This window comes from Campylobacter concisus (assembly GCF_003049705.1).
GTDB lineage: Bacteria > Campylobacterota > Campylobacteria > Campylobacterales > Campylobacteraceae > Campylobacter_A > Campylobacter_A concisus_AR.
Genome location: NZ_PIRF01000004.1, coordinates 26,867 through 45,379, shown reverse-complemented (window position 1 = coordinate 45,379; position 18,513 = coordinate 26,867). Strand labels below are relative to the sequence as shown.

At 38.1% G+C, this 18,513-nt stretch carries 13 protein-coding genes and 1 pseudogene; 5 read left to right on the top strand and 9 right to left on the bottom strand.

Features of this window, described 5'->3' with window-relative positions; translation table 11 throughout:
- The first annotated feature begins 9 nt into the window (after positions 1-9).
- Genes CVT05_RS05115 through recG form a run of 3 tightly spaced genes read left to right on the top strand, consistent with a single transcriptional unit; the run spans position 10 to position 4,090 of the window.
- Complete coding sequence (locus tag CVT05_RS05115; RefSeq protein WP_103579523.1) at positions 10-1,056, top strand: dehypoxanthine futalosine cyclase; 1,047 nt, start codon at positions 10-12, stop codon at positions 1,054-1,056.
- Positions 1,057-2,286, top strand: a complete 1,230-nt coding sequence (locus tag CVT05_RS05110) for a M16 family metallopeptidase (RefSeq protein ID WP_107698048.1) — start codon at positions 1,057-1,059, stop codon at positions 2,284-2,286.
- Positions 2,276-4,090 (top strand): ATP-dependent DNA helicase RecG, encoded by a 1,815-nt coding sequence (recG, locus tag CVT05_RS05105; protein ID WP_107698047.1) that lies wholly within the window; start codon positions 2,276-2,278, stop codon positions 4,088-4,090. Before CVT05_RS05110 ends, recG begins: the two co-directional genes overlap by 11 nt.
- A 366-nt stretch (positions 4,091-4,456) precedes the next feature.
- On the opposite strand, the pseudogene CVT05_RS05100 reads toward recG, so the two are convergent.
- From CVT05_RS05100 to CVT05_RS05085, 4 genes and pseudogenes are all read right to left on the bottom strand, one after another.
- A pseudogene (locus CVT05_RS05100) lies at positions 4,457-4,793 on the bottom strand (hypothetical protein).
- A gap of 112 nt (positions 4,794-4,905) precedes the next feature.
- Positions 4,906-5,679, bottom strand: coding sequence for an ABC transporter ATP-binding protein (locus CVT05_RS05095; protein WP_107698046.1), 774 nt, complete (start codon positions 5,677-5,679; stop codon positions 4,906-4,908).
- Positions 5,679-6,686, bottom strand: coding sequence for a FecCD family ABC transporter permease (locus tag CVT05_RS05090; RefSeq protein ID WP_107698045.1), 1,008 nt, complete (start codon positions 6,684-6,686; stop codon positions 5,679-5,681). Before CVT05_RS05090 ends, CVT05_RS05095 begins: the two co-directional genes overlap by 1 nt.
- A 3-nt stretch (positions 6,687-6,689) precedes the next feature.
- Positions 6,690-7,745, bottom strand: a complete 1,056-nt coding sequence (locus tag CVT05_RS05085; RefSeq protein ID WP_107698044.1) for an ABC transporter substrate-binding protein — start codon at positions 7,743-7,745, stop codon at positions 6,690-6,692.
- A gap of 217 nt (positions 7,746-7,962) precedes the next feature.
- On the opposite strand from CVT05_RS05085, the gene CVT05_RS05080 reads away from it, so the two are divergent.
- The gene (locus CVT05_RS05080) at positions 7,963-10,194 is read left to right on the top strand and encodes a nitric-oxide reductase large subunit (RefSeq protein WP_107698043.1); all 2,232 of its coding nucleotides are present in this window, start codon (positions 7,963-7,965) and stop codon (positions 10,192-10,194) included.
- Positions 10,195-10,265: 71 nt separating this feature from the next.
- Positions 10,266-10,808, top strand: a complete 543-nt coding sequence (locus tag CVT05_RS05075) for a DUF1523 family protein (RefSeq protein WP_107698042.1) — start codon at positions 10,266-10,268, stop codon at positions 10,806-10,808.
- A gap of 710 nt (positions 10,809-11,518) precedes the next feature.
- Here the strand turns inward: CVT05_RS05075 and hpf are convergent.
- From hpf to CVT05_RS05050, 5 genes are all read right to left on the bottom strand, one after another.
- Complete coding sequence (gene hpf / locus CVT05_RS05070) at positions 11,519-12,046, bottom strand: ribosome hibernation-promoting factor, HPF/YfiA family (protein WP_107698041.1); 528 nt, start codon at positions 12,044-12,046, stop codon at positions 11,519-11,521.
- A gap of 80 nt (positions 12,047-12,126) precedes the next feature.
- Positions 12,127-12,552: a hypothetical protein gene (locus CVT05_RS05065; protein WP_199905983.1), complete on the bottom strand. Its 426-nt coding sequence runs from the start codon at positions 12,550-12,552 to the stop codon at positions 12,127-12,129.
- Entirely contained in the window at positions 12,549-13,565 is a 1,017-nt protein-coding gene (locus CVT05_RS05060) for a type II secretion system protein (protein ID WP_234400552.1), read from the bottom strand. The genes CVT05_RS05065 and CVT05_RS05060 overlap by 4 nt, the downstream gene beginning before the upstream one ends.
- Complete coding sequence (locus tag CVT05_RS05055; RefSeq protein ID WP_107698039.1) at positions 13,562-14,257, bottom strand: type II secretion system protein; 696 nt, start codon at positions 14,255-14,257, stop codon at positions 13,562-13,564. Before CVT05_RS05055 ends, CVT05_RS05060 begins: the two co-directional genes overlap by 4 nt.
- Entirely contained in the window at positions 14,251-18,468 is a 4,218-nt protein-coding gene (locus tag CVT05_RS05050; RefSeq protein ID WP_159071218.1) for a hypothetical protein, read from the bottom strand. The genes CVT05_RS05055 and CVT05_RS05050 overlap by 7 nt, the downstream gene beginning before the upstream one ends.
- Positions 18,469-18,513: the final 45 nt, after the last annotated feature.

Here is an 18,513-nt window from a genome sequence, read left to right as displayed (position 1 = left end):
AGGTTAAATTTGAAAAGACTTAGTGTAAATGAAGCCATCGATCTTATAGAAAATGCACCGCTTCACGAGCTTGGCAAGATGGCGCTAGCTAGAAAAAAAGAGCTTCATCCAGATGGCATAACGACTTTTATCGTAGATCGCAACATCAACTATACAAACGTCTGCTGGGTGGATTGTAAATTTTGCGCATTTTACCGCCACGCAAAAGAAGAGAACGCTTATGTGCTAAGTTTTGAGGAGATCGGCAAGAAGATCGAGGAGCTAATCGCCATTGGCGGCACGCAAATTTTATTTCAAGGTGGCGTTCATCCAAAGCTAAAGATCGAGTGGTACGAGGAGCTTGTCGGCTACATCAGCAAGCACTATCCAAGCATCACGATACATGGCTTTTCTGCAGTTGAGATCGACTATATCGCAAGAGTTTCAAAAATTTCTACAAAAGAGGTCTTAAGATGCCTAAATGAAAAGGGCTTATACTCGATGCCAGGGGCTGGAGCGGAGATTTTAAGTGATAGAGTGCGTGACATCATCGCCCCTAAAAAATGCGACACCGCAGACTGGCTTCGCATACACAAAGAGGCGCACGAGCTTGGCATGAAAACGACTGCAACGATGATGTTTGGCACGGTTGAGAGCACTCGTGAGATCGTGGAGCACTGGGAGCACATCAGAAATTTACAAGATGAAACATCTGGATTTAGAGCATTTATACTTTGGAGCTTTCAGGGGCTAAATACAAAGCTCATGCAAGAATTCCCAGAGATCAAAAAACAAAGCTCAAACGTCTATCTAAGGCTTCTTGCGGTTTCAAGGCTCTTTTTAGATAACTTTAAAAATATCCAAAGCAGCTGGGTCACGCAGGGTAGCTACGTAGGTCAGCTAGCACTTCTTTTTGGTGCAAATGATCTTGGTAGCACTATGATGGAAGAAAACGTCGTAAAGGCTGCAGGGGCTAGCTTTAGGATGAATCAAGAGCAGATGATCGAGCTTATAAAAGATGTTGGAGAAATTCCAGCTAAGCGCAACACAAACTACGATATTTTGGAGAAATTTTAGATGAAAATTTTAGATATCAATGTAAAAAATGTAAAAATCCCAGTCGTTTTTGAAAGCTCAAAAGCGATGCCAGTAGTGAGCCTAAAGCTAGTTTTCAAGGCAGCTGGTAGCTCGCAAAATGGCAAGCTAGCAGGCCTTGCAAGGCTAAGTGCAAATTTGCTAAATGAGGGTGATATGAAGCTAGGCTCGGCTAAATTTGCCAAAGAGCTTGAAGTGCGGGCGATTAGCCTAAATGCAAGCTGCGGCTTTGAGATATTTTGCATCGATCTAAACTGCTTAAAAGAGCACTTTGTCTTTGCGTGCGGCAAGCTAAAAGAGCTTATAAGCGCTCCAAATTTAACAGAAGAAATTCTAAATAGGTGCAAAACCGTCACACTTGGCGAGATCGCAGCAAATGAAAACGACTTTGACTACGTGGCAAGGCAGGGACTCTTTGAGATTTTATACCCAAAAAGCGTGCTTGCTCTGCCAAGCATCGGCACGAAAAAGAGCATTAAAGCCATAACACTTGAAGACGTGAGTAAATTTTTAAATGAGCACTTAGACCTTTCAAACCTACTTTGCGTGCTAGGTGGCGACATCGACGAGAAGCAGACAAAAGAGCTTGCTAGCGTTTTAGAGATACTAAAACCTGGCAAGGTGCGAAAGCTAGAGCGCTTTAGCCCAAGCGACAAGTGTGAAAGTAGCGAGATCATCAGGCAAAGCGAGCAGGCATACATCTACTTTGGCGCGCCATTTGATGTAAAACCTGAAGAAAAATACAAGGCCGCAGTGGCGACATTTATCCTAGGCGAGGGTGGCTTTGGCTCGAGGCTCATGGAGGAGATCCGCGTGAAAAGAGGGCTTGCATACAGCGCCTACGCTAGAAATTTGCTAAATCTCTCTTACAGCCAGCTTTACGGCTACATGCAGACAAAAAATGAGAAAAAGGATGAGGCTATCGCCGTTATAAAAGAGGAAATTTTAAAATTTAGTAAAAAAGGCGTTAGCAAGGCCGAGCTTGAGCAGGCGAAGAAATTTTTACTTGGCTCGTTGCCGCTTAGGCTTGAGACGCTATTTAAGCGCCTTGACATCGCGCAGGGCGAGTTTTACGAGCATGGCGAGCTTGGGGCATTTTTAAAGGATCTGGATAAAATTTCAGCCCTTTCGCTAAGTGAGCTAAATAGCTTCATAAAAGCCCACGCAGAGATCAATCAGCTAAGTTTTTGCGTCTTAAAAAATGAAATTTGAAGCAAGCGACAGAGCAAAACTTCTAAAAATAGGCGTGCTTAGCCTGCTTGACCTTGCTCTCGTGCTACCAAAGGGCTTTGAGGATACGACGATCGCTAAGAGCCCAAGAGAGGGGCAGGTCTGCATAAATGTAAAGATCACCTCACTCGCCTCGCGCCCTGGTATGCTAACTGCACTTACCTTTTGCGAGCAGTGGCAAAGTAGCGTAAAGATCGTCATTTTTAACGCAAAGTCTTGGCACTACGGCGCTTTTAAGATGGGCAAAGAGATGGCGATATATGGGCTTTGCTCCTATGCCTTTGGCTCGTGGCAGATAATAAATCCAAAAATCACCACAAAAATAGGCCAGATTGTGCCTAAATTTAAGACCGAGCTAAAAGACGATGAGGTCAAAAAACTTGTTTTAAAATATATAAATTTACAAAATTTATTAGCCGAAGGCTTAAATGAGCGAGAGGCTAAATTTCTAGCTGAGCTGCAAAGACTAGACGAGCAAAGTGTGCAAATTTTATACCGCCTAAAAAATGATGGCGAGGGCGTGCAGATCTTAAAATTTGTAGAAATTTTTAACTACATAAAAAAGCTAAGTGCTAAAAAAACCTATTTTAAAAGCCCAAAAATCAAACTTTTTGACATAAGCTCTTGGCTTAAGAGCTTGCCATTTACGCCGACAAACGACCAGTTAAACGCGATAAATGATATCAGAGACGACCTTGGCGCTGTGCAGGCAAAAAGGCGCGTCATAATGGGCGACGTGGGAAGTGGCAAGACGCTAGTGATCCTAGCAGCCGCGCTTAGTGTATATCCTCAAAGTGCCATTTTGATGGCGCCAACAAGCATCTTAAGCGAGCAAATTTATAACGAAGCAAAGAGGTTGCTACCTGCTTTTATGAATGTGATGCTGGTGCGAAGCGGGGAGAAAAAGATAGACTTTAGCGGGGTAAATTTGATCGTTGGCACGCATGCGCTACTCTTTCACGAGCTGCCAAACTCGCCGCTTGTTATGGTCGATGAGCAGCACCGCTTTGGCTCAAACCAGCGCAAAAAGATAGAAGAGCTTGCCTCAAACGAGGACGAGCGAGCAAATTTCGTGCAGTTTTCAGCTACGCCAATACCAAGGACGCTAAGTTTAATCCAGTCTGAGATCGTAAATTTTAGCTTTTTAAAGCAGATGCCATTTAAGAAAAATATAACGAGCCAAATTTTAGGCGCTAGCGAGTTTGGCTTTTTGCTAGCTCACATCAAAAAGCAGCTTGCGAGCGGCTTTCAAGTAGCCATCATATATCCGCTAGTCGAGAGCAGCGAGAGCTCAAACTACCAAAGTCTAAGCGAGGCGCAGGGCTTTTGGCTAAAGAATTTCAAAAAAGTCTTTGTCACGCACGGCAAGGATAAAGAGAAAGAAGAAATTTTAAGGCGGTTTAGAGAAGAGGGCGAAATTTTGCTCTCAACCACTGTTGTTGAGGTTGGTATTTCGCTGCCAAGGCTAAATACTATCGTAATCGTGGGCGCTGAGCGGCTGGGGCTTGCCACGCTTCATCAGCTGCGAGGCAGAGTGGGGCGAAACGGCGGTTATGGATACTGCTTTTTATTTACCAAGCTAAAAGAGGCGCCAGCAAGACTAAAAGAATTTTGCGCGACAAACGACGGCTTTAAGGTGGCCGAGCTTGATCTGAAAAACCGCCAAAGTGGCGATATACTAAATGGCTTTTTCCAGCACGGAGCAACCTTTAACTTTTATGACTACGAGGATGATATCACGCAGGCTGCAAAGGCTAGAGTGGCGGAATTTAAAAGTAACGCTTAAATTTGATCTTGTGGGTTGTATTAAATTTAAGGCGGATAATTTTTTGGCTAAGAGGATTTAAATTTGCGTCAAATTTAAGATGAGGTCGCAAGCTTTTATGGCTAGCTTTAAATTTGATAGAAAAATGGCAACTGTTACGCGGTTGATTTGGTTTTGTTGCGACTGATCTTGTTTTTTTTAATATCGCTGTTAAAAAAAGGTTGCTAGCAAACTAGTCTAGGCTCTCTGTGGCAAAATGGCTCAGGGTTTTAAAAGGTCTTTGCTTTTGCGCTATATCTAAATTTGTCTTACCTAGCAAAATTTAACCTTTCACAGGCTCTTTTTAAAATTTATATGAAAATTTGATATGGCGAGATTTTTTGTCGCTCATTCCCAAACTCCTATATTCTCTTTTTTGAGTTTTGCTATCATATCCTCATTACCATCGTCCATATCTATCCAAACCCATTCTTTTACATTTTTAGTTATCCACTTTAGTTATCCACTCATTTTTAGCAGCATAGTGGCAAACAAATAGACCCAAATTTGCCAAATCATTCTCATCGCCTTTTGCGTGAAAAGTATTTTTGTCAATCCTAATTAGATTACATTGTTCGGCAAGTCTATCCAAATACTCGTAAATTACGTCTAGCTTATACTTTTTCTCTCTTAGAACCTTTTCTTCATCGATCACGATCTTTGTGCCTAGTAGTGGGTAAGCCATTGTTTTTCCTTTTAAATTTATTTTGCATTTTATCATTTATGATTAGTAAATTTAAGTAGAAATTTTTAGATAAAACGAGTGATCTGCCCTTAAAAATTAAGAGCAGATAAATTTATAGTGGATAAGTGAGGCAGCAGTTTCTTTTTACTTCGTCGATGTAGCTCACGTTTAAATTTAGTCCGTAAAGCTGGCTTAAATTCTCACTTCTAATGATCTCATCAACCGTGCCAAATCCAACCTCGCCATCACCCTTTACAAGAGCGACATATCCGCCAAGAAGCACGGCAAAGTCAGGGTTGTGAGTGGTTAGCACGACCGAGTAGCCAAGCTCTTTTAGCCATTTGACGGTACGTAGGAATTTATACTGGTTGCCAAAGTCAAGCGCGCTCGTTGGCTCGTCAAATATAATCATCTTTGGCTGCGCAGCCATCGCACGTGCGATCATACACATTTGCTTTTGACCACCGCTCATCTGCGTAATAAAACGCTCTTCAAGATACTCGATCTCAAGCTTTTTAGTATAAATTTTAGCGATCTCTTCGTCCTCTTTGCTAGGTCTTGCAAAGATGCCAAGGTGTGCTGCACGACCCATTGTTATAAACTCAAGCCCGGTGTAGTCGTACTCTGTGATCTCGCTTTGAGCGACGTAGGCCATTATTTTTGCTCGGTCTTTATTACTTAGGCTATCTACGTTTTTGCCATCAAGGAAAATCTCTCCAGAAACTGGCTTTAGCGAGCCACTTATTAAGCCTAAAGTTGTTGATTTGCCAGCTCCGTTTCGACCAAGAATGGTTAAAATTTCCCCAGCGCCTATCTTTAAATTTACATTTTCTAGTTTGCCAGCCCCATTTGGGTAGCTAAAGTTTAAATTTCTAACTTCAAGCATCACGCAACCTTTTTATTTCGCCACAAGACCCAGACGAAAAATACCGTGCCGATAAAGCCAGTAAGTACGCCAAGAGGCACTTCGCTCACGCTTATGCTGCGTGCTAGAGTATCGACAAATAGCAAAAATATCGCACCCATAAATATGCTTGCTGGCATGCTTTTTATGTTATTTGCACCAACTAGCATACGAGCCAGATGTGGCATGAGAAGTCCCACCCAAGCGACTATACCGCTTATGCAGACGCTACACGCTGTAAGGAGCGTAGCGCATATGATAACGATAGCGCGTTCAAAAGCTACATTTACGCCAAGTCTAGCCGCACTCTCGTCGCCAAACGAGAGTAAATTTATGCGCCAGCTCATGGCTATTAGCAAAATGGCGCAGATGATCATCACTGGGGCTATAAATTTTAAATTCTCGCTATCAAGCTTTGCAAGGCTTCCAAGCTGCCAGTAGACTATGTCAGGTAGCTTTGTTTCAGGATCAGCGACATATTTTAAAAAGCCGATTATTGAACCCATTAGGCCGCTTACGATGATACCAGAAAGAACTAGCATAAGTGTGCTCGTGCGCCCCATCATCTTTGGTATGGCTAGCGTGATAGCAACGGCTGCTAGGCCAAAGCCAAATGCAAAAATTTGTATCCAAATTAGCGACAGATCAAAGATAATGGCAGTTGCAGCTCCCACGCAAGCACCAGCCGAGACGCCAAGAAGATCAGGGCTTACTAGCTGGTTCTTAAAGACGCCTTGATAGGCAGCACCGCTCACGCTAAGAGCGGCACCGACTAAGATAGCTGCGATGATGCGAGGTATGCGCAAATTTTCTATCACATTTGTGATGTTGCTAGCTGCGCCATCGCCAAAGCCAAAGCCGTGAACAAGCACGCTAAAGACATCGCTAAATGGTATGTAAAATCTACCAACGCCAAGTGCGACAAAGGCGCAAACAATGGTGAGCAGGGCTAAAAATATAGCAACTAATGAAAAATTTGCGTTTTTCATATATTATTTGCTGCTGCCGTCAGGGTTTAGACCTTTTAGCATGTAGCCATACTCTGTATCGCTAAGATCGTGGTTTAGGAACTCTTTGTAAAACTCTTTTGTTTTTGCTTTCATGTCTAGGTCTTTGAAAAGATCAGGCTGGATAGTTTTTGCTGCCCATAAAATTTGAAGCACGCTCTCAGCGCCATATCTATCCCAAGCAAATACCCCTTTTGGGTTGCCATAAATTTTGCCATTTTTCACAGCATTTGAGCCAGAAAATGCAGGGTGCTCTTTAACATTTTTGATCAAAGCATCTGTGTCATTGCCGCCAACGATGATGATATCAGGGTTTGCATTGATAATCTCTTCAGCTGTAAGCTCGATCATAGAGCCATCTTTTGCCACTGCGTTTTTGCCACCAGCTAAATTTATCCAAGTGTTTTGGATAGTGTTTGTTCCGTCAACCTTTAATAAATTTGCTCCGCCAAGAAGGTGAAGTACTTTTGGGCGCTTATCAGCTGGGATATTTTTTGTTTTGGCTTCAACAAATTTTGAGTTCTCATGGATCTTGTTTGAAAGCTTTTCGGCCAAAGCTCTAGCCTTGTCAGTGCCGATAACTTCAGCTGTTGCGTAGATACTCTTCTCCATATCTGGATAGTCTCTATATATCATATTTACCGCGCTAAAGCCGTTTTTGCTAAGCTCGTCTTGATAGTTTTTGCTTGAGACTATGACAACATCAGGTGCTAGCTTAACTAGCTCTTCTACTTGAATATCTTTGCCATTTAGCGCAGCTGGTAGGTCTTTTACCTTTGGATAGACAAGGGCAAACCACTTGTTCTTCTTGATAAGATCTGTTGTTGTGACCACTTTATCCATACCACCAAGTGCTAGGATGATCTCGTTGTTTGCGTGCCAAAGTGCAGCGATCTTCTCAACTTTTTCTGGGACGCTTACTTTTACGCCTTGCATATCGGTTATGCTTCTTGCAGACTCAGCTGCGTTTAGGCTAAGAGCCATAAATAGTGAAGCAACAAGGCTAAATTTGGTTACTTTATGCATAAAATTTGTTTGCATATTTTTTCCTTTATTTTTGAAGTATAAACATGTATGTTAATAATATTTATATTAATTCTATGTAAATTTTGCATATACATTATGAAGAATTTGCATATATTGTAAATTCTTATAAAACTAATGGGATAAATTCTCTCCTTTTATTGACATATGTCATTATTTGATTTTTTAAAATGAGCTAAACTTCACCTCAAAATTTTTAAAAAAAGGAGAATCAATGCGTGAATACAAAAAGTATTGGCTAGCACTTGTTGCAGTACTAGTAATTTGCTTTAGTATTTTAGGCTACTATGGCGTTGAGGTTTATAGAAGCTCGCCACCAGTTGTAAATTTTACAGATGAGAATGGCAATGTCGTTATCGACAAAGAGAGTATCTATAAAGGTCAAGAGGCCTGGCAAAGCATAGGAGGTATGCAAGTTGGCTCTGTTTGGGGACACGGCGCATATCAAGCACCTGATTGGAGTGCGGACTGGCTTCATAAAGAGTTAGTTATATTTTTAGAGTTAAAAGCAGATAAAATTTATCACTCAAAATATGCTGACTTAAATGATGAGCAAAAGGCAAATCTAAAAGTTCTACTTAAAAAAGAGTACCGAGAAAATGGCGTAAAAGACGATAAAATCGTACTTAGCAGCGATAGATTAAAGGCTATGAAACAAGTAAGCCAAGAGTATTCATCACTTTTTGGAAATGACCCTAAGTTTAAATCTTTAAGAGAAGCTTATGCGATGAAAGAAAATACTCTTCCAAGTGCTTCTGATAGAGATGATCTTAATAACTTTTTCTTCTGGTCAGCCTGGGCAACCGCAGCAAACAGACCTAATAGCGATGCTACATACACAAACAACTGGCCACACGAGCCACTAATCGATAATGTACCAACAAGCGAAAATATCTTTTGGTCAATCGCAAGCGTTGTAATACTTATTGCTGGTATTGGATTTCTTGTTTGGTTTAGCTCTTTTTATGGTAAAAAAGATGATGAAAAGTTGGAAGCTATTAGCGAGGATCCGCTTAGTAAATTAAGCCTAACTCCATCTCAAAAAGCTCTTAAAAAATATCTTTTTGTGACTTTGGCTCTTTTTGCATTCCAAATTTTAATAGGCGGCTTTACAGCTCACTATACAGTAGAAGGACAAGAATTTTACGGTATAAATTTATCAGCTTATATTCCTTATTCACTTGCTAGAACATGGCACATTCAGGCTAGTATTTTCTGGATTGCGACAGGATTTTTAGCAGGCGGTCTTTTCCTAGCACCTATTATAAATGGCGGTAAAGATCCAAAATTCCAAAAGCTTGGCGTAGATTTATTATTTTACGCACTACTAATCCTTGTAGTTGGCAGTTTTGCTGGCGAGTATTTGGCGATCGCAAATATCATGCCTATAAATTTAAGCTTCTGGTTTGGACACCAAGGATATGAATATATCGAGCTTGGACGTGTTTGGCAAATTATTTTATTTGTTGGTCTTGTCATTTGGATGCTACTTTTACTTCGCGGATTTATCGGCGGATTTAAGAACAAAGGTGACAAAAATTTACTTGCTATCTTCGCAGCTTCAGCCGTTGCAGTTGGATTATTTTACGGAGCAGGATTATTTTACGGCCAAAGAAGTCCACTTCCAGTGATGGAATACTGGCGCTGGTGGGTTGTACACCTTTGGGTTGAAGGCTTTTTTGAGGTATTTGCTACCGCTTCACTTGCTTTTGTATTTGTTAGTCTTGGTCTTGTTTCAAAGAGATTTGCTACGTTTTCAACACTTGCGAGCGCATCACTTTTTTTAGTGGGCGGAATTCCAGGAACTTTCCACCACTTATATTTTGCAGGCACTACAACACCTATAATGGCAGTTGGCGCTAGTTTCTCAGCACTTGAGGTAGTTCCTCTTGTATTGCTTGGCGCTGAAGCTTATGAGCATTACAGACTTCAGTTTGCTCAAACTTGGGCTAAGACATTAAAATGGCCACTTTACTGCTTTATCGCAGTTGCTTTCTGGAATATGCTAGGTGCTGGTGTATTTGGATTTTTAATCAATCCTCCGATCTCACTATTTTATATCCAAGGCCTAAATACGACTCCAGTTCACGGACATGCTGCGCTATTTGGTGTTTATGGATTTTTAGCACTTGGATTTGTTTGGCTAGTAGCTACTTATCTATTCAAAGGTCAAGAATTTGATGAAAAACTTATGAAAGTAGGTTTTTGGGGCTTAAATATAGGCCTTATGCTAATGATCGTGCTTTCGTTGCTTCCAATAGGAATTTATCAAGCATTTGCAAGCCTAGAGCAAGGCATGTGGTATGCAAGAAGCGCTGAGCTTCTACAACAATCACACTTGCAAAATTTAAGATGGGTAAGAATGATTGGTGATACGATTTTAATAATCGGTGGAATCAGCTTCCTTGCACAACTTCTAAAATTTATGCTTAATAAAAAAGCTTAAAACTAAAGGGGTATTTTGCCCCTTTATTTAAGCTATCTTTTCATAAAATAGCGTAAATTTAAAGGAAAGAAATGATTACATTTTTTAGAAGAATTTGCGTTACTTTTATTGTCCTCTTGCACCTTTTGTTGGTACTTGTGGTTAATTATTCGTTTCCGCATTATGATAGCGTTTTTATAACTGGTGGCGATGTAAAACGTATGGATAAGGATGGCATAATTGACGCCAAAAACCCAGCTGATGGCCCTACTAGAGATGTCTATTTCATCTACACTAAAAATCCTCAAAACCCAGATAAAGTTATGGCCTATAGAAATGAAGATACTGCATGGGGATTCCCATTTTATTTTAAATTTAACTCAGCTGATGTGCAAGCTAAGGCCCAAGGCTTCACAAATAGCGATAGAAACGTAACTGTAAAATATTATGGATATAGAATTTCTATGCTTCAAGAGTTTAGAAATGTCATCTCGCTAAAAGAAAGCGGCACTGATACTAGTTGGCCGGTAGCTAGCTATGTATTTTACTTTATCTTGTTTATCTCGCTAATCATTTGGATAAGAAAGATAAATAAGGCCTTTAGACCAAAGACTAGTGAAAATTTAGAGAAATAGATAGCATTTGTTTTAGCTATTTGATATTTTAAAAATCAAAAAGAGAGCCTTGTCTCTCTTTTATCTTTAAAAATTTCTGACGCTATCAGGCATTTTTAGCTCGTTTGCTTTGTTGTGTTATTGCCGTATTCTTCTACTCTTTCCCAGTCCATAAAAAAATCCATATCTTGATGCTTGCAATTATTTTTTAAAAAATACTTACTTTTTTACAGCACTTACTTCTTTGCCGTGCTCTCCACCAGCTGTAACTTAGTTTATGTCGTTTTAATTTAGTTCGCCAAGATCTTCTTAAAATGGCTTACAGGGAATCCTTCTTATATCTAGATCTATCTTATGTAGGGATATCTATTCTATAAAATTTTAGGCACTTTTTGATTTTAAAGCACTCTTTCATTATGTTTGGACGTTGAGTTAAAAACCAAAATTGATAATTTGATAAGGTTTTTATAACTCTGATAATCTAATCAACAAAGCTAAATAAAAATTACTCATAAAATTTATAAAAATATAGTTGGCTTTTAAGGCTTAAAGGTTTGCTTAAATACTTGGGTAAAATTTTAAATTTAAAGTTATCTTGATAGAGCTTAACACCTTTTTGAAAATTTAAAGTCATTTGCTGGCACAGTAGTTTTTGCAACAGGTTTTTTAGATTTTAGAAAGAAATTTTATAGTGAATTAGTATAAATTTTAGGGGCGAGCTGCCCCTATTTTTAGTAAAGACCGAAAGTTCCGTCTGTTCTTTTGTAGATCACACGCATTTTTGCGTCAACATCGTTAAATACGTAAAATTGTTTATCGCTTGATTTTAGTTTTTCAAGTGCTTCTTCAACTTCAAGTGGTTTATAAATTTCAAGCTCCATAGGCACGATCTCTTCAACGCCTTCGATCTTTTCTTCGCCTATTCTTGAGCGAAATTCTTTATCATCAGCCTTGCCCTTAACAGTAAATTTCTTATCATGCTCTCTTCTTAAAACTTTTGAAGCTTTTTCGACAGCAAGATCGATCGCAGCATAAAGATCTTTATCTTTTTGGCGAACGACTATCGTATCTTTATGTGCCATATTTAGAGAAAATTCTGCGTTAAAACCTTTCTTGCCTTGTTTTTCATCGGCTGCTACAACACATCTTGCAGAGATGATGTCAAGATTGTATTTGCCAAGTGTATCAAAAGCGTCTTGGATATAGTTTTTGATCGGCTCTGTTAGCTCAAATTGTTTTCCTACAATGCTTATATTCATTGCAATCTCCTTTATAGAAAGTAATGAGATTATAACACGCTAAAACTAAAAACAAATTAAACTAAAATCTTTATAAAATTTTAAAGTTTCTGAAGAGTTCGTTTGTGAAAATTTATAGGATTTGGCGTTTTTTTATCTTTTGATGTTACAAAAACATCAAAGATCATGTTGCCAGTACTTGCGACTCCGTTTGTTCCTGGCATGATGGTCGGTGGAGTGCATATGCCGATATCGCCAAAGTAAGTTATTTTTACTTTAAAGTCGAACATATCGTTAAATTCTCCATCTACTTTATCTAAGCATTTGTTTGAGAAATCAGTTCTAAAAATTTCAAACATCGCATACTCTGCTGCTGCTTGAGCAACGAGTTGTGCTTGCTCTCTTAGATAAATTTCACTGCTTTGTCTAGCTGATGTGCTAGCTATCGAAAGAGCAAGAGTGCTGATAGAAGCTGCTACAACTAGAAAAAATATCGCCGCTATTAATGTAAATCCTTTTCTCATCAATAAACCGCCTTTGACTTGCAAATAGTTATTTCTGATTTTTCTGCTTTAAGGCAGAGCTTTAGCGCGATGACACCATTTTTTTCCGTAAAGACAAATCTTGTTACGTGTTTAGCTAGTGTTGCACTTTCGGCTTTGATATCCTTTGTGGATGTTGAGCTAAATTTTTTAAAGCTTTCATTTAGCCATGGCCTATAATTGTAGTAAATTTTAAGGTCAAAAGAGCCGTTTTGTACATCCTCGACACTTTGCTCAGCTGGCGCTATGGCAATAGCTGTATAAGCTAGTTTATACTGTTCTGAAATTTTTTTATTTTTAAAATCACTTGAAATTTTAAGTGTGTCGATTGACTGTATGCCTACTTTTGCGATATCTAAGTGCCTTTGATCTAAATTTTCTTGATAGCCAAAGCTGCTACCAACTCTATAAAGTATGCTAGAAAATATCGCCACTAAACCACCATTTTCATTATCGGCGTTTATGCACCTAGAGCCGCTATTTACATCTTCTTCATCGCTGTCATTTTCGCAGGTCAAGTCCATTACGCCGTTTCTAAAAGCGTCATTAAATTTGCTTCCAGGGCTTTTTAATCCATTTGCAACAGAACTATTTGCAAGATCTATATATCCGCTATATATGCCTTCTTCAAAGATGGGATCTCCGTTAGTATCATCTCCTTTATATTCGTTTATGCCATTAAATAGCTCATAAGCAGCTGGGATAAATTCTAAAATTTCAAAGTCACTACTTAAATTTACGCCACTATCATTTAGGGCTAGATAATCTCCATTTTTTTTCCTAGCGATAACGCTTTGTTTGATTCTGTGGCTAAGTAGCATTGAAATTTGCTCTAGAGCGATTTCGCTTTGTGTTTCTAGTTCGTTTATTACTTTGCTTTGAAAATAGTTTTGATATAAATTCATAAGCGTGTTAAAGCTCATAAGTGAGATAACACCAAGCACGGTGATGACTATTATTAGCTCAATTAATGTAAAAGCTTTTTTTCTTTTTTTCATTTCCATTCTTTTACACTTAGAGTACTGCTTTCACCTATATTAAAGGCATATCCATAAAGTACGCTTTTACTCTCTTTTGTAGTTTTCATAGTCGTATCTAGCTTTATTTGTAAAACGTCACTATCGTTTAAAGGAGTGCTAACTACAAATTTATCAGCTCCATTTGTTATGGTTGGAGTCGTCTCTGTATCTATGATAAAGTCGCGTTTAGTAGAGCTAGCAGTTGGTGAGATGGATTTTTGGGTATTGAAATTTTTGATAGATTTTACTTTAAAATTTACGCTTTTGATTGATTCTGGAAGCTTTGAATCACTAGGCCTTGTGGCACATGCAGATGAATTTTGTACCGGATACGCAAGTATCCTATGCCCTTCACCTTTTACTCCACTTTTTTCATAAAAATCTGGATTTGCCCCTTGGTCGCAGATAATAAGGGGAAAAATTATAGCCTCTTGAGTCGTTATAGATGATGGCATAGTATTTTTACCGGCTATTAAGACTTGATCGCTAAATGGTGCTTTTAATATTAATGACATATAAGTTTTAGCATTCATTAGTCCTTCTTGCATTAAGGATTGCTCGCTTAAATTTGAAGTAGTTCTTACCGCTAGTGGCAAGCTTGCACTTACTATGGCTACTACAAGCACTGACAAGATAAGCTCTATCAATGAAAAGCCGCCCCTTTTTACCACTCTATTCTCCTGTTTGTCTTATCGCTTATATCTAGGTTATTATCACTATTTGATTTTACTCCTATAAAACCTCCAACTGCACTGCTTGTCTTATCCTCTATATTATTGCTCTTTAGGACTTTACCAGCCCATTCGCCATTTGGTACTAGAAAATTTAGATTGAAATTATTTGTTTCAGTTTTTTCATCAAATTCACTATAAAGAAGCCAGCTAGGTGCTCTCATTTTAGCCACATCAGTAACTGCCGAAGGGTTTCTTATAAAAATTATCTGCTCACCATTACTTATGCTGCTTACATCATTTCTTAAAACAGTGCCGCTGTAAGTATTTGTAAAGCTAAAGTCATGATAGTTAAGTACTCCTGCGCTATGTTTTGGATTGGTGGCCCAAAATGGTGCAGCTGGAAAGTCTTGCCATAATTTACCATCATTTTTCATGTATGCATTTTTATCGCACCCATCGCAGTAGGCACCATAATAAATTTTGGCGTAAAAGCCGCTATAAAGCCCTTCATAAAATGGTGCATAAACCCTACCAAAGTAAAATTTTGCCATTGTTTCTGTTGCTGGTTTTTCATATTTTTTTACTGTATTGGTGCTATCTGACATGCCACTAAAGCTAAAATCATTACTTGAAATAGTAAAAGGATTTTTAGCATGATTTACTTTTCTTTCAAAATTAAAATATACTTCACCTTTGCCTACGCCATTTACAAAAGTATTTTTTTCTACATAAAATGTTGATTTTGTAGCACTTGGATCTATTGCTTTTCTAGTATTTGAGCCAGGAATTTCAAAAAATAAAATTTCTTCATTTGCTTTTGCTAATGTACCGGCATTGCCATCGTTGTCTGTAAAATTTAAAGGAACTCTGTCTAGCTTTATGTCAAAGTTCATATTCTTTGCATAGCAATCTTCATTATAAAGTTTTGCAGGATCATCGTTAAACAACCTAGCAGTTACTTCAAAGTCAAGCTTTGCTTTTTGTATGCCTTCATTATCAAGGTATGTTATATCGCTATCTTTTGTTATCTTTAACTTGCTTATTTGTATATCTTTTGGCCTAAACAAATAATCTCTATTACCTTCTAGCTTTATACTACATCCGATCCTTCCTTCTTGAGCAGTATCTTGTGATGGATCGTTGCTAATTGAGTTTTTTACACAATCATCAGCTCTTGATGGTGTATGCTGATCAGTTATTGTATAGTCTTTGTCTAATACATAAAAATATGTATCACCTATATCTGAGTAAGAAAAGCCAACAGGTCCACTTGATGTGTGACGGAAAATTTTACCCAATGCTTTATTTGGATCGTTAAAATCTACGCTTAGTTTGTTCTCGCTCTCTATAATGCTAGGATCGCAAGTCGCACTATATGCTGGTACAAGTTTTATCTCTCCATTTGAGCCACTTATGTTATTTATATAACCATTTGCTAAGCCACTATCAAGAGGTTTCATAGCCGCAAGAGCAATGTTATTATAAACTTTGCCGCCTATTAAAACATTGTTATTATTGATCGTATTCTTATCAGTATCCCATAGTCTAAAGTGACTTGGTCTTATAGCAAAATCATCTAATTTTTCGCATTCAACCTTTGTAGTATTTGTCACTGGATCAAGATGAGAAATTCTAAATTTTACGCTTTTATAGGCTCTGTCAATACTAATGCCTGACAACAAAATATCAGTTACACCATTAAATGTTATATCTTGTTCATATAAATTTGTTGGAGCACTGCAAGACTCGACCAACTCTACTTTTACATCTACTGGGGCATCTGGTACTTTTTTGTTGCCATCTGTATCATAGTTCGTGATATAGACATTAAATGGCGTAGAAACGATTTTAGTTAGAAGTCTATTTTTAAATTTAGCTTTAAAAGTTGCCGAGCCATCGTCTTGTCTATTGCTTGCGACGAAATTATTTGGACTGGCACTAACACCTAAAGTAATGTTGTAGTTTTGATTGCTACATCTTCTTATGTATGTGTCATAGGGCTGTAAATTTATATCAGCATTTGCAACCGTGGCTTTGTAACTATTTGGCTCAAATTTAGACTTAAGGGTCGTTTCATATATGGCATAAGCGTAGTTGCCTTGATGAATTAGCATTTCTCCACCCTTATTTGCAGCCGCACCTTGTCCCAGATAAAAAGTTAAGTCATTTCCGCTTAATTGCTGTAATCCTGTGTTGTCGTTATAGTGTACCTGTCCTGACATAGTAAGCAGATCACTAGGCCCTTGCGATGCTTTATCTGCGTATATGTAAGTTGAGTTTGGATTATAAATTTGACTTGGATCTATTGTAGCTTTTAGAGCAAAGTCTTGGGCAGCTTCATTAGTATTATTTGTAACTTCAACGAAAGTTTTTAAAATAGTATTTGCTGGTACTACCGTTGGTGTATTTTCTTGCACCTTTGTAAAAGTACTATCGCTAGGTTTTTTTGCGTAAATATATTCCATATAGCAAACATCTGGTTTATATATACGAGAAGAAAAGCCAACTAGTGCTAAATTTATGCGGTCAGCACTTACGACATTAGCACCGCCTGAATTTTTAATCGTTGTAACTGTAAATTTTATATCTGCTTCTTTTTGGGAATGTGACATTTTGTCTGATATATCAAATATATCTAAATCTGCTTGAGAGTGAAATTTTTTGCCTGGATTTATAGGTTGTCCAAATTTTGTCATGGTTGAGTTAAATTGATCACCTTTTGCATTGTATTTGCTGGTTATACTCAGATAGCTACCTTCGTTTTCTATTTCAATATTCTCACCTTTTGTTTCTGGCTTTCCGCCAAAAGAAAACATTGTAAGCGTAGCATTTATATCGCCTGCTTTTGGTGTATAGATATTTTCAAATTTTACATCTACGGTTGAGCTCTTTACAGTACCAAATGGATCGCTTGACTTCATCCAGTCTGCTGCAAGCCTTTCTAGTCCATCAAATATACTAACAAGCTTTGGCTCTATATTGTTTGCTGCGGCAGTTTTATCATCAAAGTCATAAATGATGACCAAGCTCCAAGCTGCAAATTGTGGTGCAATGGATTGTATCCAGTAGCCATTTTGTCCTTGGACTGGCGAAAACAGTAGTGTGCCGTATGTTTTTTTTAGTTTTCTATTAGTAGAGTTGTTTACCTTATATATGCCATCATTTGGGTCTATAAATTCATCACTAAAGGGAATCGTAGTTGATCTGATATTGCCAGCATAAAATGTCCTATCTGACTCACTAGTGCCAAGAGAATCTCTAACTATATCTGTTACATCAGCGCTTGCTACATATTGGTAGTTTATTCCAGCTTTTACATAGTAGCTATTGGACTCGTTTTGATTATATGATTCAAGAGTCATTGATTTTGGTTTATACTCACTAAATGAGCCAAACCAAAAAACATCTTTTGGATCAGCATCTATTGTGATTACATTTTTTCCAGGAGCTTTAAAATCAATCCTGCTATATCCTTTTATGTAATTTAAGGCACTTACATATAAATTTGACCCAAGATTTTTTATTGCCCAGTTTTGATAAAGAGAGCCACCCCAATAAAGCCTGGCATAGACTACGTTTTTACCTTTTAAATTATTTTGTATAAAGGTATTTTTCTCACTAAAATCAAATGTGGAAGAGGATGAATTTTTACAATAAGGATGCTTGCTAGGATTATAAATATATGTTGTTTGACAAAGTGTGTAATTACTAGACGTAAAACTACCAGTATCTAAAAATATTCTATCGGCTGTAGATGATGTTCTTGTTACGTTAGATGGATCTGGAACAAAATTATATCCAGCGTATTGTGGAATCATAATAGTAGCACCAATGGTAGCTATATCTCCATTTACTCTGGTATTTAGATTTCCATTTATTGATCTTTGTCTTAAGCCTTTAGAGTGATCATCCCACATACCTATTAATGATCGTTGATTCCATGGAGAAAATTGCTCAACATAAATATGATAGTGGTCTTGTGCTAAGCCTGAAGAAAAGCTATTGGTATCTATCGTCCAAGTTCTATCAGATTTTCTTATGCAATGTGGGATATTTTTAGAAGAGTTGTCTTGGTACTCTTCAGCGTCTATAAAGCAAGAATAATTTGCTCCACTACAACCAATAGATGCTGCTTCTGCTGTTGTACAAGCTCTGGGTGCACAAAAACCAAATGTGACAATAAAACAGAGTAAGTATGCTATCTTCACAACAAATCCTCTAAATAACAATAAAAAATCTCTCCTTAGATTTTC